The organism is Uniformispora flossi (assembly GCF_049534875.1).
Classification (GTDB): domain Bacteria; phylum Actinomycetota; class Actinomycetes; order Streptomycetales; family Streptomycetaceae; genus Yinghuangia; species Yinghuangia aomiensis.
Genome location: NZ_JBMULZ010000009.1, coordinates 87038 through 109593, shown reverse-complemented (window position 1 = coordinate 109593; position 22556 = coordinate 87038). Strand labels below are relative to the sequence as shown.

Below are 22556 nucleotides of genomic sequence, written 5' to 3'. Positions count from 1 at the left end.
TCGCGGCCGGCCCGGTACGGGCGTATCCGGACAACCGCGCCCGAACGCCGCCCCGCCAGGCGCGACCTGCTGGAATACTGATCGTCCGAGTGGGCCGTCGGTGCGGGGCGCGGTGCCGTGCAGGGGCGTCCCGGAAGGGACGATCCGCCGTGCCGCATGATGCCGCCTTCCGGTGGCCCATCCACCAGTCCGTGCTCGCGAACGGCCTGCGCGTGGTGGTCAGCCCCGATCCGTCCGTGCCTCTTGCCGCCGTCAACCTCTGGTACGACGTCGGCGCCCGCCACGAGCCGCCCGGCAAGCACGGATTCGCGCACCTCTTCGAGCACTTGATGTTCGAGGGTTCCGCACACGTCGCCAAGGGCGAGCACTTCGCTCTGATCCAGGCACGCGGCGGCGACGCGATCAACGCGTCGACCAATCCGGACCGCACGAACTACTACCAGACCGTGCCGTCCGGGCAGCTCGAACTCGCGCTGTGGCTCGAGGCGGACCGCATGGGATCCCTCGGGCTCACCCAGGAGACCCTGGACAACCAGCGCGACGTGGTGAAGAACGAGCGCCGCCAGCGGTACGACAACGTGCCGTACGGCCGCTGGGCCGAGGTCATGGTCGGCCTCGCCTACCCCGAGGGCCACCCCTACGCGCACTCCACGATCGGCTCGATGGCAGAACTGGACAGCGCCTCGCTGGCCGACTTCACCGCGTTCCACGACACCTACTACGCGCCCGACAACGCCGTCCTCACCGTCGTCGGCGACGTCGACCCCGAACGCGTCGCGGCACTCGCCGAACGCTACTTCGGCCGCTTGGAGCCGCGCGGCTCCGTCCCGCAGCCGGACGCCAAGCCGCTGCCGCGGCAGTTCGGCAGCCCGCAGCGCGTCACGCTCACCGAGGACGTGCCGATGCCGCGCATCTACCTGTGCCACCGCGGCCCGGCCTGGGGTTCCGCCGACGCACCCGCCGCCGAGCTGCTGACCACGGTGCTCGGCCGCGGCCGCGGATCGCGGCTGTACCGCACGCTGGTGAGCGAACGCCGGCTGGCACAGGCCGAGTCCGGGTTCATGGCCTCGTGGGGCCTGATGCACTACCCGTCGATGGTGATGGGCGCCTGCGCGCCGCGTGTCGGCATCGAGCCCGACGCAGTGGTGGACGCGTACTTCGAGGTGTGCGACGACGCCGTCCGCGGCGGCCTCGAACCAGCCGAACTCGACCGGGCCCGCGCGATGATCACCGCCGACTGGTTCCGCGAACTCGCCACCGTCAACAGCCGCGCCGACACCCTCGGCCAGTACGCCACCCGGTTCGGCGACGCGGAAGCCGTCCGGAACCGCATCGCCCTGCTCGACGCCGTGACCCTCGACGACATCGCCCGCGTCGCCGCCGAGACGTTCCGCGACGACAACCGCATCGTGCTGACCTACCTGCCCGCCGCATCCGCCGCCGGGACGGCCGACGAAGCCGAGGAGAGCGCCGCATGACCGCCGAACGCCTGGTGGCCGAACGCCCCACGGGCACCGCGCCGCGCCCCTACGTGTTCCCCGACGTCCGCCGCATCGCCGTCCCCGGCGGCGGCGAGATCGTCGCCGCGCACCTGCCCGGACGCCCCATCGCCTGGGCGGGCCTCGTCATGGAGTGCGGCGCCCTGCACGACCCCGCCGGCCTGGACGGCCTGGCCCGGGTGACCGGCGGACTGCTCGACGAGGGCACCCGCTCGTACACCGCCGACGAATTCGGCCTCGCCGTCGAAGGCCTGGGCGCCCGCTGGACGTGGAGCCACGACTGGGAGACCCAGAGCATCGGCATCGACGTGCCGGCCGCGCTGCTCGGCGCGGGCGTGGACCTGCTCGCCGAGGCCGTCCGCCGCCCCGCGTTCACCGACGCGGACGTGGACCGCTTCCTCGCCGACGTCGCCACCTCGCTCCAGCACGCCTGGTCGCAGCCCGGCACCCGGTCCCAGCAGGTCTACCGGCGCGCCCTGTTCGGCCCGGAGAGCAGGTTCGGGCGGATGCTCGACGGCACGCCCACGAGCAACGCCCGCATCACCGGCGACGACATCCGCGGCTTCCACGCCAAGGTCATGACCGCGCCCGGCACGCTGCTGGTCGCCGCCGACCTGGACGCGGTCGACCTCGACGCGCTGGCCGCCACGGTGTTCGCCGACGCCCCCGGCGCCTCCGGTCAGGCGGACGTGCCCGCGATGCCGGAACCGCCCTCCGAGGTGCGGGTCTTGCTCGTCGACCGGCCCGGCGCCGTGCAGTCGGTGCTGCGCATGGGCCACACCGGTCCGCCGCGGTCCACGCCCGACCTGGTGGCGATCGACCTGTTCGCGGAGGTGCTGGGCGGGTCGTTCACGTCGCGCCTCAACCACCAGCTGCGCGAGGTGAAGGGTTACACCTACGGTGCGGGCGCGTCGTTCCTGCACGGCCGCCGCATCGGCACCTTCACCGTCGCGGCGTCCGTGCACACCGAAGTGACCGCCGACGCCGTGGCCGACGCCCTCGCCGAGGTTCGCCGGATGCGTGAAGACGGCATCACCGAGGACGAGTTCACCACCACTCGCGCGCACGTGCTGGGCAGCATGCCCATCCACCTGCAGACGCCGCGCGGCATCGGCGCCCGGCTGCGCGAAGCGGTCGTGCACGGGCTGCCGGACGACCACGTGACCCGCGAATACGCCGAGGTCGTCGCGGCTTCCCGGGACGACGCCAACGCGGCCGCGGGGCGCTACCTGCGCCCGGACGCGCTGACCATCGTCGTCGAAGGCGACGCGGCCGTCGTCGAACCGGACCTGGAAGCGGCCGGGTTCGCGGTGACGCGGGTCGTCCCCGAGGAGTAGCGGTTCACTCGCCGGGCGCCTGCCGCACGTACTGCTGGCGGTAGGCGCTCCACACCGCCGGGCCCAGCCCTGGGCCGACACCAGGCGGCAACGGCCAGATCGGTCCTTGGAGTTCGCAGAGGATGAGGTGGCGGCCCTCGCCGGCATCGAACCAGCGGACGCCGACCACCCCGGCGGCCCGGAGCAGCGCGGGCGCGGCCTCGTCGTCCAGCCACCGCCGGACGGCGGGCCCCTCGCCCTGCACCGCCAGGTGCAGCAGCTTCTCGCCCGCCGGGAACAGCCGCGCGGCGGACACCCCGGGCCAGCGGTGGCATTCCCGGGCGACCAGCCGCCCGGCCGCCTCGCCGTCGCCCAGACCGGGGTCGGCCCCGGTAGCCGCCATCGCCCGAAAGGCGGTGGTCTCCGGGATGCGCGGATGCTTGAGGTCGTAGAGCGTCAGGTAGCGGGCCGGGTCCGGTAACACCCCCGGCTCGACGACGATGTCCGGCTCCGCGCCCGCGAAGGCGCCCGCGAGTTCGAGGCGGCGGACCCGCCGCACGCCCGGGACGCGCAGCACCAGCCCGTGGTAGCGGTCGCTCCACGGCGTGAGCGATCCGTCGATGGCTTCGGGCAGGTCAGACCGCACGTGCAGCAGGCCCGCCCCGAACGCGAACCGGGCCGCGAAACCGGCGGGGTCCTCCCCCGCCTCCCATGCGCCGCTCATGGCCACCGCCTCCGCTCGGCGTCGTGGCTGGGTTCCGGGTCCCGGGCCGGTGCTCCGCCGGCCCGGAATCCGGTCGCTTGGCGCGGACTACCTACCCGGCCGGGCGCGAAAGCATGTCCTGCTTCCCGAACATCCGCGCCGTGTCGGCCGCGGACGGCGATCCCGCGTCCGGGTCGGCACCTGCGTCGAGCAACGCGCGGGCGATCTCGGGCTCGTTCTTGAACACCGCGCCGGCCAGCGGGGTCTGGCCGCGGTCGTTGGCCTTGTTCGCGTCGGCGCCGCGCTTGAGCAGCACCTGCACGGATGCCACGTGGCCGTGGTACGCGGACAGCATCAGCAGCGTGTCGCCCGCCTCGTTGGCCAGGTCGACGGGCAGGCCCGCGTCGACGTAGCTGGCGAGCATCTCGGCGTCGCCGGCCCGCGCGGCGCCGAAGACGCGCGCGGCGAGGTCGGCCATCGCGGCCTCGTCGTCCGTATCGGGCTGGAAGGGTTCGTTCTTGTCGCGGGTCATGGCCGCTCCCGTTCGTTGGCTCGCCGTGGGGCTCTCGCGCCCATCCTGTCCCACCGGCGCGTATGCCGGACCGAACGACCCGGCGGCTGGGAGGATCGAAGCGCCCGAGGCCCTGTGGGAGGAACGATGGACACGTCCAAGAACGTCCGGATCACCGACGAGCTGTACACCTACATTCTCGACCACTCCACGCCCCCGGACCCGGTGCAGGCGGAGCTGATCGAGCGCACGCACCGGTCGTTCGCGGGCCCGTCCGGCATGCAGATCCCCCCGGAGCAAGGCACGTTCCTGAGCATCCTCACCGCGGTCGTCGCGCCGCGGTTCGCGGTCGAGGTCGGCACGTTCACGGGGTACTCGTCGCTGGCGATCGCGCGGGCGCTGCCCGAGGGCGGAAAGCTGCTGTGCTGCGACGTGTCGGAGGAGTGGACGTCGGTTGCGAGGGAGGCGTGGGAGAAGGCGGGCGTGGCCGACCGGATCGACCTGCGCATCGCCCCGGCGATCGAGACGCTCAACGCGCTGCCGAGCCACCCGCACATCGACTTGGCCTTTGTGGATGCGGACAAGGACGGGTACATCGGGTACTGGGAGGCACTGATCCCGCGCATGACCCCGGGCGGGTTGGTCCTGGCGGACAACGTGCTCTTCAGCGGACAGGTGGTGGACCCGGCCGCGACGGGAGCCCCGGCGGCAATCCGGCGCTTCAACGAGCATGTCCGGAAGGACCCGCGGGTGGAGGCGGTGATCCTGCCGGTGGCGGACGGGTTGACGGTGGCGCGGGTGAAGGGGTGAGAGGCGGCGTACGGTTGAGAGGCGTCGAGCGTCTGGGGGTTGGCGGATGCAGGAGTGCATCGGGGATCGCATCGCACGGCTCAGGCTGCGTCGCGGCTTCACCCAGGAGTCACTGGCCGAAGCAGCCGGGGTGTCGGTGGACACCGTGCGCAAGCTCGAACAAGGGCAGCGCCTGACGGCTCGGCTGTCGACGCTCAACAGGCTCGCCCGGGCGCTGGATGTCGAGACCTCGCGGTTGCTCGGACAGCCGACCACGTTCGAGGCGACCGACGAACGCGGCACGCTGCCCAGCCTGCTGGCGCTGCGCCGCGCGGTGACGCCGGTCGCCGATCTGCTGGCCGACGAAGCCGCGGTCGCCGACGAAGCCGCGCCGCCGCTCGCCGAACTACGGGCAGCGTTGCGGTCGACGGAAACCATCCGGCGCGACGGCCGCCTGTCCGAGATCGCCGCCGTGCTGCCGCGGTTGATCGCGGACGCCAAGTCGGCCACGCGCGAGCACACCGGCGACGACCGCGCGGCGTCCTTCGCCGTGCTGTGCGAGGCCTACCAAGTCGCCGCGACCACGCTCGCCGCCTTCGGCAAGGAGGACGCGGCATTCACCGCGATGGAACGCGCCCGCGACGCGGCCCGGCAGTCCGACGATCCCCGGCTGGAGATCATCGGCGTGAGCACGCTGAGTTGGATCTTCAGCAAGCAAGGCCGGGTCGACGACGCGCAGCACGTCGCCCAGGCCACGGCCGAACGCATCGAACCATCGTGGACCAAGTCGGCGGCCATCGACGTCTCGCTGTGGGGCATCCTGCTGCTCCGCGCCGCGTCCGCGGCCGTCCGTGCCGAACGCCAGGACGCCGCCGACGATCTCCTCCGCCTCGCCAACGCAGCCGCCACCCGGCTCGGCACCGACCGGCTCGACTACGCCACGCCGTTCGGACCGGCGAACGCCGGAGTCGCCACGGTCAACGCACTCGTCGAAATGGAACGCCCCGCCGAAGCCCTCGCCACGGTGCGGCGGATCGGCCCCGTCACCGCACTGCCACCCACCTGGCAGGCCCGCCACCATGTCGACCGCGCGCTGGCCCATGTCGACCTCGGCCACGACGCACACGCCACCACGGCCCTGCTTGCCGCCGAGCGCATCGCCCCAGAGTGGATGCGTTACCACGCCACTTCGAGGCGCGTCGTCGCCGACCTGTACATCCGCGAGCGCCGCCGGACATCCCCGGTGGCGGCGTTGGCCGATCGGTTGCACATCGCACCCGAATAGCCGGGGTAGGACACCGCGTCCCACCCCGGCGACAAGCTGGCACAAGGCGTCCCTGGGCCTGCGGTCCGGCAGTTCCTAGCGTCGCAGGCAACCTTCCAACCAGTCGGGGAGCCTGCCATGACCGCCGCCGAACGCTTACCTCGTGCCGCACGCATGACCATCCGGGTCTACTCGGTCGATCCCGCCACGGGCGTCACCACGACGCTCCGCCCCACCACCGAAACTCTCTCCGGGTGGGCGATCTCCCTTCCCCCTCCCCCGATGTCCGGTTATCCGCCGTGCCGTTGTCCGCGGTGTCGGGGCGCCCGCCTCGACTAACCGGCGAGGATCGTCTCCAGGCGCCGGGCTTCGACGGCGATCCGGGACGTGCCCTTTCCCAAGTACGGCTCCAGCCCCGGCAGGAACTGCCGCGCTCCCGACCGCGCCGCGCATTCCGCCGCGACCGCGAGCAGATCACCGAGTCCGGCAGGGCGTTCGCCGCGCAGGCCCGGGATCATGCCGGCCAACACGGCCCAGACGGCCGCGCTCGCGCCGCCGGCGACCGCTTGGCGCAGCGACTCGGCCAGGCGCGTCGTCCTGATGATGTCCATGCGGATCAGTTCCGACAGGTGTCGGCCGAGGTCGGCCGGGTTCCAGGCGTCCGTGCCGCGGCCGGCGAGGACGATCAGGCCGTCCACCGCGTGGGCGCGGTCGACGGCTTCGCGGGCCGCCAGGCCGTAGGCGAACGCCACCGCGATGCCGTCGCCGGCCTGGCCGTCCGCCGCCGCGAGCACCGGCAGGACATCAAGGCCCGCACGCGGGTTGTCGACGGCGTGGATGATGTTCAACGCCGCGTGTGCGGCGATCACGTCGCGGTGCCCCGGGACAATCAGCGGCCAGCTCGACGCCTCCGGGAACCCCTGCCACGCCAAGTCCTGGAACCGCTTGACCGGCTGATCCATCCCGCAAAGCGCCCGCGCGAGGACCCGGTCGGCGAACGGCTCCGGGACGTCACCCACCGTCGGCAGCAGGTGGTACCCGATGGGCTGCGTCTGCCAACGGCTCCTGTTCACGGACTCCACCACGGCCACCTCGGGGGCCGGCATCCCGCCCGCGGCCATCACGTCGGCCGCCCACTTCCCGGCCGGAGTGCCCAGCCGCTCGACCCTGGCCACCACCTCGGGGTCGATCGTCGACGGCAGGCGCAGCAACGCCTGCTCCAAGTCGAGCGGCCACGGGTCGCGTCCGGCCGCCGCGCACTCCTCCAGCCCGCGCACGAACTCGGCCGCGTCGACGTATCCGCGGGCGTCCGCGGGACGCGACAGGTAGGGCACCGGGAACGGCGTCCGCAGCCGCTCCGCCGTCTCGAACAGCCTTCCGGCCAGGACCCGGTGCGGCGCGGCGAGATGCCCCGACATACTCCCGCGGCCGTTCCTGCCGTCCGGGGAAGCGAAGAGTTCCTCGAACCACCTCCGGCCCACCTGCGGGCCGCCCGCCGCCGCGACGACGGCGCTGCCGAGGCCCGCCGCCGCGTCGACCTGGTCGTCCCGCCAGCCGAGGAGCCCGGCCTCCTGCACCCGGTCCGCCATCGGTCCCATCGCCGCGGCCAGCTCGCGGCGGTCGCGGGCGTGCTCGCGCAGCATCGCCGCGATGATGCGCTCGATCGTCCACGGGTCCTCGCTCGGCGCGTTGCGCGCGCCGGTCCACGACGAGCGCCGCCGTGCGGCGATGAACGCGGCAACCTCCGACACCAATTCGTCGAGGGACTCGATGTCCGGCGGCAGCTCGGCGGGAACGTGGACCGGCGCGGCATCGCCTTCCGGAGCGGCGTCCTCGGCCGACTCCCCCAGCAGCTCCAGCACCCCCGCCCGGGTCGTCCCCGTCAGCATGTCCACCGCCGAACGCAACTCCTCGCGCACCGGCTCCGCCTCGGTCTCCGCCAACTTCGGCAGATGCTTCGCGATGAAGGCCAGCGTGCGGTCCTGGATACCGGAGTCCGGATGAGCGAAGGCAGTGGCGGCTGCCGCGACCAGCATCCCCGCATGGTCCGCGTGCCGCTTGACCGCCTTCCCCAGCCACGTGAACTGCGGCCGCAGCAGCTTCTTCTCCGAGCGGAACAGCACCGCCCTGGTGGCTTCCTCGACCTGTTCGGCAGTGAGTCGGTCCGCCTCGTCGAGGCGGCGCAGCGTCACCTGCGCGACAACCGCGACAGACGCCGGGGCATCGGCCAGCAGACGGAGGTAGGTCACCGCATGCAACGCAGCTTCGTCGTCGGTGACGTCCAGACCTTCATACAGCGCCAGGAAGCCGCGAATGTGGCGTGGCTCCGCGCCGCGCAGCATGCTCGCCAGGCAACGGTCGACGATGTGAGCGCGGTCGACGAGGCCCTCGTCGCAGAGCGTCCGCAAGGCCACGGCCCACGTTCGTTCGGGGACGTCCGTGTTGGCCCACATCTCCAGCTCTTCGCCGACCCCGTCGGTCGCGAAGATGCGGGGGACCATCACCGGGGTATAGCTGTCGGCGCGAAGCGAGTCGGCAAGCGACGGCACTTTGGTGTTGCGACCGTGGAAGGACAGCCAACCCGCCATGTAGGAGTCGGCACCGGGCGGCGGGCCGCCCGCGGCCCGGGCCAGGCAGTCCACCAGGAACCAGTTCTGCCCCGAGGTCCGCACGGTCATCCGCTGCGCCAGTCGCTCCGCGACGTTGCCGAGCCATGCCGGGTTCCGGTCGCGGATGATCTCGGCGACCGCCTTGTGCAGCGGATCCCGTCCTTCCGCCCCGAACACGAAGTCGCGCTTGGCGAGCCACTGTGCGATGCCCGCCGGGCCGCCCAGCAGTGCCGGTCCGGCCAACATGAGGGTCCGGGCCAGACGCACGCGGGCCTGCCAGGACACGGTTCCTTGCAGCGCGGCGGACGCGTCCTTGAGCGCGGGGGACAGCGTCTTGCGGTCCTTCTCCGGCATGCCCCGGAACAGTTCCGCGAGCGCGGAGGGGCCGCGCTTGCCGGCCCACTCGATGTCCGGCCACGCCACCGCCGCCCCGGCCCCGGCCGTCGTCTCCTCCAGGCTCATCGCGCCACCCCGGCGCTCTCCCGCTCCCGGACGGCCATCTGCGCGCCCAGCAAATGCTTGCAGGGCCCGCGTCCACCGCGATACTTGGCCCACCATTCGCACGTGCACGCTCCGTCTCCCGCCAGTCGCACCTGATATGTCGCCCCGGACGGGCTCGCCACCACCGCCGTGCCGTCGCGCAGTTCGACGCGCTGTTCGGCGACGAGCTTGCGGGCGTCCCGCAGACGCGGGTTCATCGCTTCGGCGCGGCCTGTGTCGTAGGGGAGTTCGCGGTGGAAGTAGGCCGCCTCCGCGACGTCGTAGCCGATCCGGCCCGCGGTGCCGAGCCGCACCAGCGCGGCGCGCACGCGGTCGATGTCCAGCCCCGATTCGGTCGCCAGCTCGCCGAGTTCGATGCGCGGCTCCCAGGCCAGCAGCGCCGAGACGAGGTCGGCGTCCGCGGCGCCCGAGGCCGACGACAGGTCGCCGAGGACCGCGCCCTCGCCGGAGAATCCGCGCGCCGCGTCCGGGGACAGGGTCAGCGTCAGCCGCATGCCCGGCAGTTCGATCTCCCACGCGGACGCGACCGGCCCGGTCGGCGCGGGCGGGCCGTACACGCGCAGCGCCGTGGCGTGCCGCAGGACCCGGGCGAAGGCGCGCAGCCGGTCGGGGCCCGCCAGGCAGACCGCGCCGCGAGCCGGGCCGGAGGCGGCGCGCAGGGCGCGGCCGACGGGCTTGAGCCACAGCACCTGGCGGGAGTTCTTCGGGAGCGTCCGCAGGAAGCGGGTGGCCTCGACGCCGGTCATCTCCGCGCGCAGGTCGAATCGGGCCGCGATGACCTGGACTTCGGCGAAGCCGCGCAGCCAGCGGTCGGGCAGCGGGACCTTCTTCTCCACGACCGGGCCGTCGAAGGTGGTCACGGTCACGTCGTCCGGTCCGACGGCGACGTGCAGGGGTTCGCCGCCGCCGATCATCGCGAGGGCTTCGCGGAGCGGGGCGTTCACGTCGACGTTGGTGGTGCCGTTGCCGAGGATCTCGCCGTCGATGCCGCCCGGGAGGACGTCGAGGCGGGCGTAGACGCCGCCGCAGCCGGAGAACGACTCGAAGCGCAGCCGGTCGCCGTTGCCGGTGACCACCGGGTCGAGCGAAGCGCGGTTCTGCGGTTGGTAGTAGCGGGTCGCGGCGACGTCGGCGACCGCGAGGAGGCTGCCCGCGGCGGCCGCGGGGGCGGTGAGGAACCCGGTGAAGAACCGCGGATGCGGCGCGAGTCCGTACGAAGTGAGTCCGCCGCATGTCTCCAGGCCGAGCGACGGAGTTCCGCCGGGTTCGGTGTGCAGCGCGGAGGCGCGGAGATAGGAATAGGACTGGACGAGGGAAGCCATGTCCGCAACGTACGGCGGAGCTCCGACACCCCCCCCGGGGGTTCCGATACGGCCACGGCCCTTGCGGACTCGGGTTGTTGGGAGAACCCTTGCCTTCGGCGCGCAACCTTTCGGCAGCTTCACGGGTCGGACAGAGATCAAGCACCCGTCGTGAGGCGGGCGCACGCGATCGGTTCGACACACCGTCGGGGTGATGGTCCGCACGAGTGATCGCGGACCGTAGGAAGATGGCGTGAAGCAACCGTTGATCCCGCGTTTGGGGGACACGCGAGATGGCGCTGTCATACTATGCGCTGGTCCATTCTGCCGGAGGTAGGACGTATGCCCACAGCGCAGCCGGGGAGCGGCTCGACGGTTCGCCGTATTCTCCTCGGTTCCCAGCTCCGCCGACTGCGCGAAGCCAAAGGCATTTCGCGGGAGGACGCGGGGTATGAGATCCGCGCCTCCGAATCGAAGATCAGTCGAATGGAGCTGGGCCGTGTCAGCTTCAAAGACCGCGACGTCGCGGACCTGCTGACGATGTACGGCGTGGACGACGAGACGGAGCGGGAAGCCCTCCTCAACCTGACCCGGGAGGCGAACGCCACGGGCTGGTGGCACAGTTACGGTGACATCCTGCCGAGCTGGTTCCAGGTGTACGTCGGCCTGGAAGAAGCGGCGTCGGTCATCCGTACGTACGAAGTCCAATTCGTTCCCGGCCTGTTGCAGACGCCGGACTACGCCCGCGCGGTGATCGTGGCGGGCCAGCCCACCGCGTCGCCGGCCGAGGTGGAGCGCCGCGTGGGCCTGCGCACGCAGCGTCAGCTCATCCTGGAGCGCCAGAAGCCGCCGCGGGTATGGGCGGTGCTGGACGAGGCCGCCCTGCGGCGGCCGATAGGCGGTCGCGAAGTGATGCGCGGCCAGATCCAGCACCTGATCGATTCCGCGGCACTGCCACACGTGACGATCCAGGTGATGCCGTTCCGTTTCGGCGCGCACGCCGCCGAAGGCGGGCCATTCACCCTGCTGCGTTTTCCGGAACCGGATCTTCCGGACGTCGTCTATCTCGAGCAGTTGACCAGTGCGCTGTATCTCGACAAGCGCGACGACGTCGACCAGTACACCGAGGTCATGGAGCGGCTGAGTGTCGACGGCCTTCCGCCGGACCGGAGTGTGGATCTCCTCGCGCGCATCCTCAAGGAGACCTGAGACAAGACCGTCCGGGACAAGGCCGCCGGCGCGCAAGGCGGCCCGGAACACGGTGTCCTGAGATGCGGAAACGGACCGCCCCGAGGTGATCTCGGAGGCGGCCCGTCGGCGTTTTCATGCGGTCCTGGGCGGTCCCGGAACGGCCCGGTGTGCCGCGGCGCGGGTCAGGCGAGTCAGGCGATCAGGTTGTCGAAGTCGCCGTCCTTCGCGCCCAGGATGAGCGCGACGATCTCGGCATGCGTGTAGATGAGCGCGGGGCCTTCGGGATAGCGCGAATTGCGCACGGCTATGTCGCCGCCGGGCAGCTTGGCCATCTCGACGCAGTTGCCCTGCGAGTTGCTCCGTCGACTCTTCTGCCACGTCACTCCGTGCAAAGACCCGGCCGGCATCCCGTTGTGCGTTCCGTGCATGACATGTCTCCTGGACCTCTTGCCGGGCGAACCGGCGACGATTGCCCACCCCCGGTGGTACGACCTGTGCCGTTCGTCGCGTCCGGAGCTGCGCCGCGGGGGGTCCCGCACGGCTCGGCACCGTTCGCCGTGTCCCTGCCGTTTGTATCTGCACGTGCATCTGACCATGCAAATGCAGCGTACAAGCTGATGATAGCGCACGCCCCCAGGGCGCCACGCAAGCTCCGCGCGCGATATAGCGAGCATTACACCGGGAGCCTAAGAAAGGCTTAAAGAATCGCCGCACGAGGCGCTCGAAAGGGGCCACAACCAGCCTGGCACGGCAAATCGCCCATGCCGGACGGCGGAAATCGGGACATTGTCGGACGGGATTGCCCGGAAAACCCCGCGGCACGGCTGCGCAAAAAGCCGAAAGGCGCGGTGCGGGCACCGTGCCGTTCGGCTCAATACGTATCGGAAGAGGTTCGCGCACGCGTCGCGTACCGGAATCCCGGAATACCGGAAGCTATTGCCCGGGTATCTGGAACATCGCCCAGACCACTTTCCCGGACCGGGTCGCCGCACCGTTCAGCGGAAACCAGCCCCAGGCGGTACTGAAGCATTCCACGATATGCAGACCGCGCCCTGTCTCGGCACCGTCGCCGAGTTCCTGCGGGGTCGGCAGACCGCATCCGGGATCCTGCACCGCGCACATCACCCGGGTGCCCTTGCGGAGCATCGCGAGTTGGACGGGATGCCCCGACGGGCCGCGGTCGTCGTCCGCGTCCCCGTCGGGGGCGGCGGGCGCATCCGCCATCCCGTGGCACAGCGCGTTCGTGACCAGCTCGGACACCACGAGAGTGAGATCGCCCGTGAGCTTGGCGGCTCCCCAGCGGACAAGCGTCTCGCGGGCGAAGTCCCGTGCGGATTTGACGGATTCGCGGCGCGGGCCGAGCGCACACACCGCGATGTCGGTGGCGGCGCCGGTCTCGGCCGACGGCACGTCGGTCTCCCCGAGCGGGTCCATACGGAACAGCGTGGCCACAGAGAATCCCGCGGCACTGACGGCGGTCATGCGCACCTCCGGGCGGGCACCCGACGTGAGCGCGCCAACCGCGCCCTTCCTAAGCGCACCGGGCCCGCTCCGGTGCAGCGGTGGACTGTGCAAACCACCGTCTTGCCTCCCGCGAATCGAACCGGCCCGTCGATGCGTATCCACGCGCTTACGTCGCGCGTGCACTCTGTTCATTATGTCGATGCTCACGGCGGGTGCAAGACCAGATGCACGTGCAGTCTCGATTTATGCAAGTGCAAGCCTCGGATGCACGTGCATCGTCAGGGTGCACGCGGCAAATCGGCCGTGTTTCCGGCAAGATTTCCGATTTGGTGCCACGTGGCGGCCGTCACACTCGGTGCCCGGCTCCAGCCGTTCCACGCCAGGCGGCCTTCGCGCGGCGGCTAGACAGGGGGTGCCGGTCGAGCCGGACGCGCCGATCACGTCGGTCGCGCTGCCCGGTCGGGCCGGGAAACGCCGACGGGCGGCCCCGCCGCAGCGGAACCGCCCGTCGAGCGGGAAGGAAAGGCCGGCTAGTCCGCCTGCTCCTCCTTGCGCCCCAGCGGCAGCAGGGCGGCACCCGGGATGACGATGAGCCCGATACCGGCGATCAGCAGGTACCACGGGACCTGGGAGACCGGAGTGTCCGCGGACGGGATGCTGTCCGCGTCCTTGAAGCTGTCGATGTTACGGCCGATGTCCTCGACCATGCCGTTGAAGCGGGCGAGGATGCGCGGGGTCTCCTTCAGGCCCTTGCCGAGCGCCTGGTACTGCGACGCCATGCCCGCCGTGTACTGGTCCGGCGACTGCCCGCCCAGCGTGGCCAGCGTCGGGATCGCCTTGGTCTGCATCTCGTTCGCGAAGGCGGTCAGCGTCTGCATGTCCTCGTGCATCTGCTGGTACTTCGCCTCGGTGAAGACCGGCCGGAAGGCGTTGAACATCTTCTCCGCCGACTTGGTCTTGTCGATCTGGTCCGTGGCCAGGGTGCCGGCCACCAGCAGCGCGCCCATCGCCACCGAGACGCCGAGCGCGACCGTCGGTATCACCGAGCGGCGGCCGCGGATCGAGAAGAAGAGGCCCGCACCGCCGACCACGGCCAGGATGATCCCGGGGATCAGGAAGGTGTAGGTGACCGCGGTGTTCGGGACGTCCGCGGTGGGGATCTCGTCCGCCTTGCGGAAGTTCTCGCCCTGCGCCTCCATCGTGCCGACGACCGCCTCGAAGCGCGGCATGATCGTGTCGACCTCGGCGAGGCCCTTCTTCACCGCGGGGAACGCCCCGAGCAGCACCATGAACTGATCGGGCGTCTGGTTGTTGCGCGCGGCCAGCTGCGGGATCGTCTCGGTCTTGAGCTGCTTGAGCATCGCCTGCATCGTGACGAGGTCGTCACGGCTGGTCTTGAGCCCCTCGACGGACATGCCGTCGCGGAACGTGTTCTGGACGTTGTCCACGCCCTGGGTCTTCTTCGGCATGCCGTCTGCCAGGGGAAAGATGATCAATCCCACACCCAGCAGGAACACCAGTGCCAACGCCACCTGGCGGATCGTACGCACTAGCCCGGATCTCCCTTCGCGCGCCGCGGGGGCCCGGGGACCGTTCGGGTCCGCTCGGGCACCGGCCCGCAGGAGCGTTACTTCAATCGGATGGGTCACTCGCGGGTGAGATCTTTGCAGCCGCGGAGCCTGCGGTCACCTACTCGCGAGTAACTGGTGGGGAATGTCACGCGATCGAGATCTTCGCGAGCTTTTGACCCTGTCAACGTCGAATGACCCCCGCTACGGTGCGCGAGTGAACTTGGAACCGACAGAGGACCAGAAGACGGTCCGGGACGCGTTCGCGAGGTTCTTCGCGGACCGCTGTCCGATCAACGTGGTGCGTGACGCCGAACCCCTTGGGCACTCCCCTGCCCTGTGGGCCCGGCTGCGCGAGACAGGCGCGCCCGGCATGGGCGTGGACGAGAAGCTCGGCGGGGGCGGGGCGACCGCGATTGACCTGCTCCTCCTCATGCAGGAAGCCGGCAAGGTGCTCGCCCCGGTCCCGCTGGCCGAGCACCTCGCCGCGACCAGGACGCTGGCGCGCACCGCGCCCGGTCGCGACGCGGCCTGGTTCGGCGACGCCGTCGAAGGCGACATCATCGCGGTGCCCGCACTGCACCCGGCCGTGGACGGAACCGCCCGGCTGGTGCCCGGCGGCGCGGTCGCCGACGTCGTGGTGGCACTGGACGGTGACCAGCTGGTCGCGGTGCGTTCCGACGCCCCGATGACCGCACCTCCGAACCACGCGTGCGCGCCGCTGGCCGACCGGGACGTGCGGAACGGCGACCGGATCGTCCTCGCGGACGGTCCCGACGCGGAGGCACTGTCCGCCCGGATGCGGGCCGAATGGCAGCTCGCCACCGCGGGCGCCCTCGCCGGTCTCTCCGCCCGGGCCCTCGAGATCGGCATCGCCTACACCCAGGAACGCCGCCAGTTCGACCGCCCGATCGCCGCCTTCCAGGCCGTGCAGCAGGGCCTCGCCGACCTCGTCGGCCCGATCGACGGCACCACGCTGCTCGCCGCGCGCGCCGCGTGGGCGGACGACTCCGGCGACGCGGCGGAAGCCGCCCGCCTCGCGTCGATGGCGTTCCTCGCGTGCGCCGACGTCGCCCGCAACACGACCTACCGCTCCCTGCACTACCACGGCGGCTACGGCGTGACCCTCGAATACGACATCCAGCTCTACTTCCGCCGGGCCCGCGGCTGGCCGCTCGTGCTCGGCGACCCGGACGACGAATACCTGCGCCTCGCCGACCGCCTGTTCGGCCCGGCCGCGCCGGAGGTGACCCGCTGATGGACTTCGCCCCGAAGCCTTCCGTCGAGGAGTTCCGCGCCTCGATCCAACGGTTCATCGCCGACCATCTGACCCCCGAGATGGTCGAACGCGCCCATCGCACGGGCACCTTCCACGACTGGGAGTTCCACCGCGCGCTCGCCGCCACCGGCATCATCGCCGAAGGCATGGCGGGCGCCGGCCGGGAGAGCGGCCGCGACCCGCTGGAACTGTACGTGCTGTTCGACGAGATGGGCCTGGCCGGCGCGCCTTTCTACGGGCTCGCCAACGCCATGCTCGTGGCGGGCGTCATCGAGCAGATCGGCAGCGAGTTCCACGTCGCCGAGGTGCTGCCGAAGTTCCACAGCGGCGAAGCCATCGCCGCACTCGGCTACACCGAACCCGGCTCCGGGTCCGACGTCGCGGCCGCGGCCACCCGCGCCGAACGGATCCCCGGCCACCCGGGCGACGAACCGGTGTGGCTGGTCAACGGGTCGAAGATGTTCACCACCCTCGTCCACGAGGCCGGCTACATCATCCTGCTGACCCGCACCGACCCCGATCTGGCCAAGCACCGCGGCCTCACGATGTTCCTGCTGCCGATGGACCTGCCGGGCATCGAGTTCCAGGCCGTCGAAACCATGGGCGGCGACCGCACGAACATCACCTACTTCACCGACGTCCACGTCCCCGACCGGTGGCGGCTCGGCGAAGTCAACGGCGGCTGGGACGTCATGAAGGTCGCGCTCGCCTACGAACGCGGCGTCTTCGGCAACATGAACCAGGGCGTCACCCTGCTGCGCCGCTTCGTCGACTGGGCGCGCACCGCGGAACGCTCCGACGGCACGCGGCTGATCGACGACCCGGCGGTGCGCCGCCGCCTGGCGAAGATCGCCGTCGACAACGAGGTGACGGCGCTGCTCGCGATCCGGCCGGCGCTGATCGCCAGCCAGGGGAAGCTGCCGACCACGGAAGGGTCGGTGGCGAAGCTGTACGCGAGCGAGGCGTACAACCGTGCGGCGGAAGCCTGCCAGGAGATGGCAGGCGTCGCCGGTCTGCTGTCGCCGACGCATGCGGCGGGCGAGGAGTGGGGATTCGTCGACCTCGCGGCACGCGATGCGCCGGTGACGACGATCTATGGGGGGACCAGCGAGATTCAGCGGAACAACATCGCCGAGCATCGGTTGGGGTTGCCGCGGGCTCGGTGAGGTGGGCTCGGCGTCTCGCGGCGGCAGCGCAGGCGAGGAGGTCGCGGGAGTCCACGGCTGACGTGGTCGAGGCCGTGGGGATGGTTCGTTCCTGGAGCTCGGTCGAGCGAGCCCGCTCGGCGGGTCCTTTCGAGCAGTCGGGTCCGTCGGGTCCGTCGGGTCCGTCGGGTCCGTCGGGTCCGTCGGGTCCGTCGGGTCCGTCGGGTCCGTCGGCGACGGTGATACCGCCGCGGCCGAAGTCGGGGCGGGCCGGGGTTGGCGGGGGCGGGGCTTCGGCTTCGGCTTCGGCTTCGGCTTCGGCTTCGGCTTCGAGTGACGGTGAGGTGGGCTCGAACGCGGGGTCGGCGGTTTGCGGCGGCGGCTCGGGCTCGGTGGGCTTGCGCGTGGGCGCGCACACTGGCGCGGGCCCGGTGCGCTGTGGTGGCGGTGGCGACGCGGGTTGGGTGATGCTGCCGACTCCGTCGCCGCCGGTGTTGCTGTCGTCGCGGTCGTCGCGGTCGTCGCGGTCGTCGCTTTCGTCGAGCTGACGGTGTGCCAGGGGGCCCGGACTGCTGGGGAGTTCCCGGTGGTCGCGGGCCCTTTGGCGTGCGTGGGCGCGAGGCCGCGCGCGGGCCCGCTCGTGCGCGCTGGCGCGCGGGCGGCGTGCGCCCCGGCTCGCGTCTGCGGGATTTTTACTGCACTTCGACGCGCCGAGCGTCCGTGATCACCCGTCCGGCCCCTTCACTTCTGGCAGACTGCGTCCCCGTACGGTGGGCCGGATCCGTGGGTGGCGCGCGTCCGCAGCCCAGGAATCGGCCCGACCGCGGGAACGGCGTCCGTGCGCCGGGATCGGGCCCGACGAGGGAGTGCGATGCGGGCCCTGCACCAAGACGAACCGCTGCGGATCGGCGGCATTCGGCTCGTCGGCGTGCTCGGCGAGGGCGCCATCGCGCAGGTGTTCGTCGGCGCCACCGCCGAGGGCAAACCCGTCGCGGTCAAAACCGTCCGTGCCGCCGCCGCACGCGAACCCGGCTTCCGCGCCCGCTTCGCCCGCGAAGTGTCCGCCGCGTCCCGCATGGAGAGCCGCTACGCCGTCCCGGTCGTCGACGCCGACACCGCCGGTCCCACACCGTGGTTGGCGACTGCCTACCTGCCCGGCCCGTCGCTCGCCGAAGCGGTGGAAACCCACGGCCGGTTGCCCGGCCGTACCGTGCGCGCGCTCGCCGCGGGCATCGCCGACGCCCTCGCCGCCCTGCACGAAGTCGGCCTCACCCACGGCCGGCTCGCCCCGCACCACGTCGCGTTCGCACCCGACGGCCCGCGCATCGTCGACCTCGGCGTGGCACGCAGCCCGGACGGGCCGACGGTCACCGACCGGGGTGTCGTGGTGGGGACGGTCCTGCCGTCGCCCGGCTTCCGCTCCCCCGAACAGCTCGACGGGCGAACCGCGGAGGCCGCGTCCGACGTCTTCTCGCTCGGCTCCCTGCTGGCGTTCGCCGCCACCGGAATCCCACCGTTCGGCGCCGACGACGAAGCCGGTACGGGCGAACGCGTCTTGCGCGGCGACCCCAACCTGACCGAACTTCCCGACTGGCTCCGCGAGTTGGTCGCCGCGTGCGTCGCCAAGGACCCCGCCGACCGGCCGACCGCGGCACAGATCCGCACCGCGACCGCGACCGAGGAAGACGGCCTCGGCTGGCTGCCGAGCACCCTGTCCGCGGAGGTCGCGCAGCGCGCGGCGGCGGTGTGGGGGCTCACCGCGGACGGGACACCGCGGTTGGGGACGGACGCGCTCCCGGCCGACGACCTGCCGGAGGTGGACACTGCCGCCGCGCAGCCGGTCGCGGCGGGACGGCCGTCGGGGAACCGGCTCGTCGACGACCTGATGACCGGCTTGGCGGGCGCGGCGCTGCGGATAAGCAGCACGGTGAGCACGTGGGACGCGTTCGCCCCGCGGCGCAAGGCGTCGGAGGACGGGCTGCGGGAGATGGGGACGCAGCACGAGTCGGCGGGGGCTGGCGCGCCGAGCGGGGCGGGCGCTGCGGCCGGCTCCGGTTCCGGTGGGTCCGGGGCGGCGGGGCGGCCGTGGCCGGACGAGGCTTCCCCACCCGGGGGCGGGACGTGGCAGCGGGACCGGCTGCGCGAGACGACGTCGGCGTCGGCGGCGCGCGAGGACGTGGTCGTGGCCGCGGAGGACTTGATGGTGAGCAAGGCCGCGGCGACGGAACGATCCGTTCCGCCGCGCCCGAACACCCCGCCGCGTCCGTCGAACGCGCCGAAGGGGTGGGCACCACCGCGGCCTTCGACGCCGCCGGACACGGGGACGACAGGGGGGACGGGGGCGACAGGGGCTGCGACGGGTGGCGGGGTGCCCGCGGGGGCGGTTCCGCCGCGGCCCATGACGGCTCCGCAGGGGAAGGTACCGGGGCAGGTGCCGCCTCGGCCGGTGGTGGATCCGCCGGGTGGGGGTTCAGGCGGGGGCAAGGAGGCCGCGCAGGAGTCTGTGGCTGACGTGGTCGAGGCCGTGGGGATGGTTCCTGGGGCTCGGTCGGCGGAGTCCGCTGCATCGACTTCTTCGGGTCCTTCGGGTCCTTCGCCAACGGTGATACCGCTGCGGCCGGAGACGCCACCGAAGGCGGGGCGGTCCGGGGTCAGCGGGAGCGGGACGTCAGCGTCGGGTGACGGTGTAGCAGCTGCCACGGCGCCGGTTGGGGTGCCGCCGCGTCCGGTTGGCCTCCCGACGGTGCCGGCAACGGCTGAGGCGAGGGACGAGGACGGATCGGCCGCTGAGGCGTCGGACGGCACCGGGGCTTCGACGGCGCGCGGCTCGGCGACGACGGCCGACGGCTTTGCGTGGCATGGGCTGCGTGCCGTGCCCGAGGACTCCGACGCGGAGATGACGGCACAGCTGCGCGTGGTCAGCCGACGGCGGCCGATGCGGCAGCGGCGGCATGGCGCGGCGGCGAAGCCCGCCGAGGCGCCGACGGCGGCCGACGAGCGGTCTCCCAACGGCCCGTCGGGTTCCGGCAGTGCGGCGGATCGTGCGAGCAACGTGGGGCAGGAAAGCAGCCTGTCCGGCAGTCTGTCGGACGGAACCACGAGCGAGCCGAAAGACGAGGCCGCGGAAGCACCCGTCACGGCCTCTCCGGCGGGGCAGGCGAGCGGTCCGGCGGACGAGGCGACGGACGGGGCTACGGACGCGTCCGTGGCGGCGTCTTCCGTGGCGCGCGAAGCTTCCGAACCTTCGGCCGCAGGCCGGAGTGACGGATCGGGCGACGGCTCCGCGGCGGCAGACGGCCCCGAGGGCCGCGCCCCAACCGGCGAGACCGCACTCGCAGACGGCGACGGCGTGGACGCGGCGCCCGACAAAGCGGCCGATTCGGTGGGTGACGAGACCCGTTCGGTCGATGTCGCTACGCCGCCTGTCACGGCGTCCGAGGGCAACCACGTCGCGGTGCCCAGTCCGCGGCCGGCGGCGGACGATGCCGCAACGCCCGGGGACTCCGAACCGGGGCAGTCCGCCGCGGGCGAAGCGGCAGGCGCTACGGTCCCTGGCTCCGCCGAGGCGAACAGCTCGGCCGGATCCGTTCCCGACAGCGCGGAACGAGCCGCCGATCGGACCGACGCCCCTGTCACGCAGCCGGAATCCGGTGACCGGCGCAGCGATGCGCCCGCCCCCGAGGACTCCGACGGTGCGGAGGACTCCGATGAACAGGGCGGCGACACCGAGCGTGTCGCCGGCGGCGTAGCGGACGACGCCGATTCCGCAACCGCGGGTACGGCGAAGTCGCGTCAGGCGCCGGTGAAATCGACGACGTCCGACGGCACTCGGAAGCCTGCTTCCGGCCCCGCCCCCGCGGACCTGCCGTCCGTCGAGCAGCCATCCGCGTCTCCGACTACCAAGCCCGTCGAAAGATCGGTGGCTTCGGTGGCTGAATCGGACGTGCCGACGCCTGAGGAGGCAGTCGGCGCACCGCAACCGGGCAAGTCGCGCAACAGCGCGCGTATTCCGAGCGACGAGGCGGTCGAGACCACCCCTGCCGCGAACTCCGCCACGGCATCCGCCCCCTCCGCGTCGGAGTCGACGACCGGGCAGAGGAACGAAAGCGCTGCGGACCGCCCAGGCGGGCGCCGCGACCGTGCCGACAGCCCGGGCGTCGGGACCGACGACACCACCACGACCACCGACTCCGCCGCCACTTCGGCCTCGACGACCGCATCCGCGTCGAAGCCGACGACGGTGCAGGGCGAAGCAGTTGGCGCACCGCGACCGGGCAAGTCCCAAGACCGTGCGGGGAGCCGCGGCGCCGAGGCCACGGAGACACCCGCGCCCGCGGACGGTTCCGACCCGGAGTCGGCTGGAGCGCAGGACTCCGACGCGCCCGCCGACGGTCTTGCCTCGGCGGACACGTCGGAGACTCCCTCGGCCCGCGAGCAGGCTTCGGACGAGCCGAAAGCCGACGAAGCATCGACTGGCGCGACATCCGCTCCTGCGGCGGACGGCGCGGATCGTGCGGCTGCTGCGGCGGCCGCCGTGACCCCCGGCGAAGCCGCCCCTGGCTCCAACGCCCCCGACGCGGCCTCGGACGCCGCCACCGCCGGCTCCGCCGCACCCCCGGCGTCGGATCAGCCTGCGGACGCAACTGCCCCGCCGCACGAGCGCCCCCGGCGTCCCGGCGAACCCGCCGCCGACTCGCCCCGCGCCACTCGCCCACGGCGTCCGCACACCCCCACCGCCGCCGAACGCGCCGCCGAACGGGCCGCGGAGCACGCCGAAGCCCGGCGCGCCGCGACGCAGCGGGCGGAGGAAAGGCGGGCTGCCCAACGTCTCGCCGCGGAGCGCCGCGCGGAGGAACGTCGCGAGGAAGCCCGGCGCGTACAAGAACGCCGGGCCGAGGAGCGGCGTGCCGCGGCGGCTGGTGCGCGGCGTCGCCCGCGACCGGAACAGGAGAACGGCGGCGAGTTCGGTCCGGGCTTCGCACGGGCCGGGGACGTCGAAGTGATCGACGCGGAACTGGTAGACCCCGACGAGCCGTTGCCGCCCCTGGTGTCGTCGCAGGAACTCCTCGGCTGGTTCACCGAGGCTCTGCCGGACCGCCCACAGCGCCCGGAGCCGACCGCCGCCCCCCGTACCCCGAACGGCACGGACGACAGTGGCCCCCGGCGAGGCCTGTTCGGACGCAAACGCCGCGCCTAGGAAGCTTCCTGACGCCTTTGCCACTGTCGGACAGCGCACCGGTCGGGGCGTGCGCGGGCAGGGGCACTCTCGGGCGGGCCAAGGCTGAGGCCTGTGTCGAGAATCGCTATCCGCTAAGTTACTTTGCGGATAGCGATTCCCCCGAACACGTCGATTGCAGCCCTGGCCCAGTGCGTGGCCAGAGCGGAGGGACGGCACGCCGACTTCGGGCCTCGGGCC

Annotated in this window: 15 protein-coding genes; 8 read left to right on the top strand and 7 right to left on the bottom strand. The window is 72.2% G+C overall.

The window, feature by feature from the left end:
• Positions 1–149 precede the first annotated feature (149 nt).
• Positions 150–1478, top strand: coding sequence for a M16 family metallopeptidase (locus ACPA54_RS20970; protein ID WP_423531972.1), 1329 nt, complete (start codon positions 150–152; stop codon positions 1476–1478).
• Entirely contained in the window at positions 1475–2836 is a 1362-nt protein-coding gene (locus tag ACPA54_RS20965) for a M16 family metallopeptidase (RefSeq protein ID WP_423531970.1), read from the top strand. Before ACPA54_RS20970 ends, ACPA54_RS20965 begins: the two co-directional genes overlap by 4 nt.
• A gap of 4 nt (positions 2837–2840) precedes the next feature.
• Here ACPA54_RS20965 and ACPA54_RS20960 read toward each other — a convergent pair whose 3' ends face one another.
• On the bottom strand, positions 2841–3539 hold the full coding sequence (locus ACPA54_RS20960) for a hypothetical protein (protein WP_423531969.1): 699 nt from the start codon (positions 3537–3539) through the stop codon (positions 2841–2843).
• Between the two features lie 91 nt (positions 3540–3630).
• Complete coding sequence (locus ACPA54_RS20955; protein ID WP_423531967.1) at positions 3631–4050, bottom strand: ankyrin repeat domain-containing protein; 420 nt, start codon at positions 4048–4050, stop codon at positions 3631–3633.
• A 126-nt stretch (positions 4051–4176) separates the two neighbouring features.
• Between ACPA54_RS20955 and ACPA54_RS20950 the strand changes: the two genes are divergently transcribed.
• Positions 4177–4839 (top strand): O-methyltransferase, encoded by a 663-nt coding sequence (locus ACPA54_RS20950; protein WP_423531966.1) that lies wholly within the window; start codon positions 4177–4179, stop codon positions 4837–4839.
• A gap of 46 nt (positions 4840–4885) precedes the next feature.
• A complete protein-coding gene (locus ACPA54_RS20945; RefSeq protein ID WP_423531964.1) occupies positions 4886–6103 on the top strand; it encodes a helix-turn-helix domain-containing protein in 1218 nt (405 codons plus the stop codon).
• A gap of 314 nt (positions 6104–6417) precedes the next feature.
• Here ACPA54_RS20945 and ACPA54_RS20940 read toward each other — a convergent pair whose 3' ends face one another.
• Both ACPA54_RS20940 and ACPA54_RS20935 read right to left on the bottom strand, forming a co-directional pair.
• Positions 6418–9153 (bottom strand): DUF6493 family protein, encoded by a 2736-nt coding sequence (locus ACPA54_RS20940; RefSeq protein ID WP_423531962.1) that lies wholly within the window; start codon positions 9151–9153, stop codon positions 6418–6420.
• The gene (locus ACPA54_RS20935; RefSeq protein WP_423531960.1) at positions 9150–10514 is read right to left on the bottom strand and encodes an SWIM zinc finger family protein; all 1365 of its coding nucleotides are present in this window, start codon (positions 10512–10514) and stop codon (positions 9150–9152) included. The genes ACPA54_RS20940 and ACPA54_RS20935 overlap by 4 nt, the downstream gene beginning before the upstream one ends.
• Before the next feature lie 321 nt (positions 10515–10835).
• Here ACPA54_RS20935 and ACPA54_RS20930 point away from each other — a divergent pair, with 321 nt between their 5' ends.
• The gene (locus ACPA54_RS20930; RefSeq protein WP_345675190.1) at positions 10836–11702 is read left to right on the top strand and encodes a helix-turn-helix domain-containing protein; all 867 of its coding nucleotides are present in this window, start codon (positions 10836–10838) and stop codon (positions 11700–11702) included.
• A gap of 173 nt (positions 11703–11875) precedes the next feature.
• On the opposite strand, the gene ACPA54_RS20925 is transcribed toward ACPA54_RS20930, so the two are convergent.
• From ACPA54_RS20925 to ACPA54_RS20915, 3 genes are all read right to left on the bottom strand, one after another.
• Positions 11876–12112 (bottom strand): DUF397 domain-containing protein, encoded by a 237-nt coding sequence (locus ACPA54_RS20925; RefSeq protein ID WP_345675191.1) that lies wholly within the window; start codon positions 12110–12112, stop codon positions 11876–11878.
• Between the two features lie 505 nt (positions 12113–12617).
• Positions 12618–13166, bottom strand: a complete 549-nt coding sequence (locus ACPA54_RS20920; protein ID WP_345675192.1) for an ATP-binding protein — start codon at positions 13164–13166, stop codon at positions 12618–12620.
• Between the two features lie 512 nt (positions 13167–13678).
• On the bottom strand, positions 13679–14680 hold the full coding sequence (locus ACPA54_RS20915; RefSeq protein WP_423531957.1) for a hypothetical protein: 1002 nt from the start codon (positions 14678–14680) through the stop codon (positions 13679–13681).
• 253 nt (positions 14681–14933) lie between these two features.
• Here ACPA54_RS20915 and ACPA54_RS20910 point away from each other — a divergent pair, with 253 nt between their 5' ends.
• From ACPA54_RS20910 to ACPA54_RS20900, 3 genes are all read left to right on the top strand, one after another.
• Positions 14934–15974 (top strand): acyl-CoA dehydrogenase family protein, encoded by a 1041-nt coding sequence (locus tag ACPA54_RS20910; protein ID WP_423531955.1) that lies wholly within the window; start codon positions 14934–14936, stop codon positions 15972–15974.
• Positions 15974–17161 carry an acyl-CoA dehydrogenase family protein gene (locus ACPA54_RS20905; protein ID WP_345675195.1) on the top strand — a complete coding sequence of 396 codons (1188 nt, stop codon included), beginning with the start codon at positions 15974–15976 and terminating at the stop codon, positions 17159–17161. The genes ACPA54_RS20910 and ACPA54_RS20905 overlap by 1 nt, the downstream gene beginning before the upstream one ends.
• An 850-nt stretch (positions 17162–18011) precedes the next feature.
• Positions 18012–22337: a serine/threonine-protein kinase gene (locus tag ACPA54_RS20900; protein ID WP_423531953.1), complete on the top strand. Its 4326-nt coding sequence runs from the start codon at positions 18012–18014 to the stop codon at positions 22335–22337.
• Positions 22338–22556: the final 219 nt, after the last annotated feature.

Bases quoted from the DNA above. Each gene is read 5' to 3' on its own strand.
- ACPA54_RS20965 (WP_423531970.1), top strand. From the start codon at position 1,475: ATGACCGCCGAACGCCTGGTGGCCGAACGCCCCACGGGCACCGCGCCG.
- ACPA54_RS20960 (WP_423531969.1), bottom strand. From the start codon at position 3,539: ATGAGCGGCGCATGGGAGGCGGGGGAGGACCCCGCCGGTTTCGCGGCC.
- ACPA54_RS20955 (WP_423531967.1), bottom strand. From the start codon at position 4,050: ATGACCCGCGACAAGAACGAACCCTTCCAGCCCGATACGGACGACGAG.
- ACPA54_RS20950 (WP_423531966.1), top strand. From the start codon at position 4,177: ATGGACACGTCCAAGAACGTCCGGATCACCGACGAGCTGTACACCTAC.
- ACPA54_RS20945 (WP_423531964.1), top strand. From the start codon at position 4,886: ATGCAGGAGTGCATCGGGGATCGCATCGCACGGCTCAGGCTGCGTCGC.
- ACPA54_RS20940 (WP_423531962.1), bottom strand. From the start codon at position 9,153: ATGAGCCTGGAGGAGACGACGGCCGGGGCCGGGGCGGCGGTGGCGTGG.
- ACPA54_RS20935 (WP_423531960.1), bottom strand. From the start codon at position 10,514: ATGGCTTCCCTCGTCCAGTCCTATTCCTATCTCCGCGCCTCCGCGCTG.
- ACPA54_RS20930 (WP_345675190.1), top strand. From the start codon at position 10,836: ATGCCCACAGCGCAGCCGGGGAGCGGCTCGACGGTTCGCCGTATTCTC.
- ACPA54_RS20925 (WP_345675191.1), bottom strand. From the start codon at position 12,112: ATGCACGGAACGCACAACGGGATGCCGGCCGGGTCTTTGCACGGAGTG.
- ACPA54_RS20920 (WP_345675192.1), bottom strand. From the start codon at position 13,166: ATGACCGCCGTCAGTGCCGCGGGATTCTCTGTGGCCACGCTGTTCCGT.
- ACPA54_RS20905 (WP_345675195.1), top strand. From the start codon at position 15,974: ATGGACTTCGCCCCGAAGCCTTCCGTCGAGGAGTTCCGCGCCTCGATC.
- ACPA54_RS20900 (WP_423531953.1), top strand. From the start codon at position 18,012: ATGCGGGCCCTGCACCAAGACGAACCGCTGCGGATCGGCGGCATTCGG.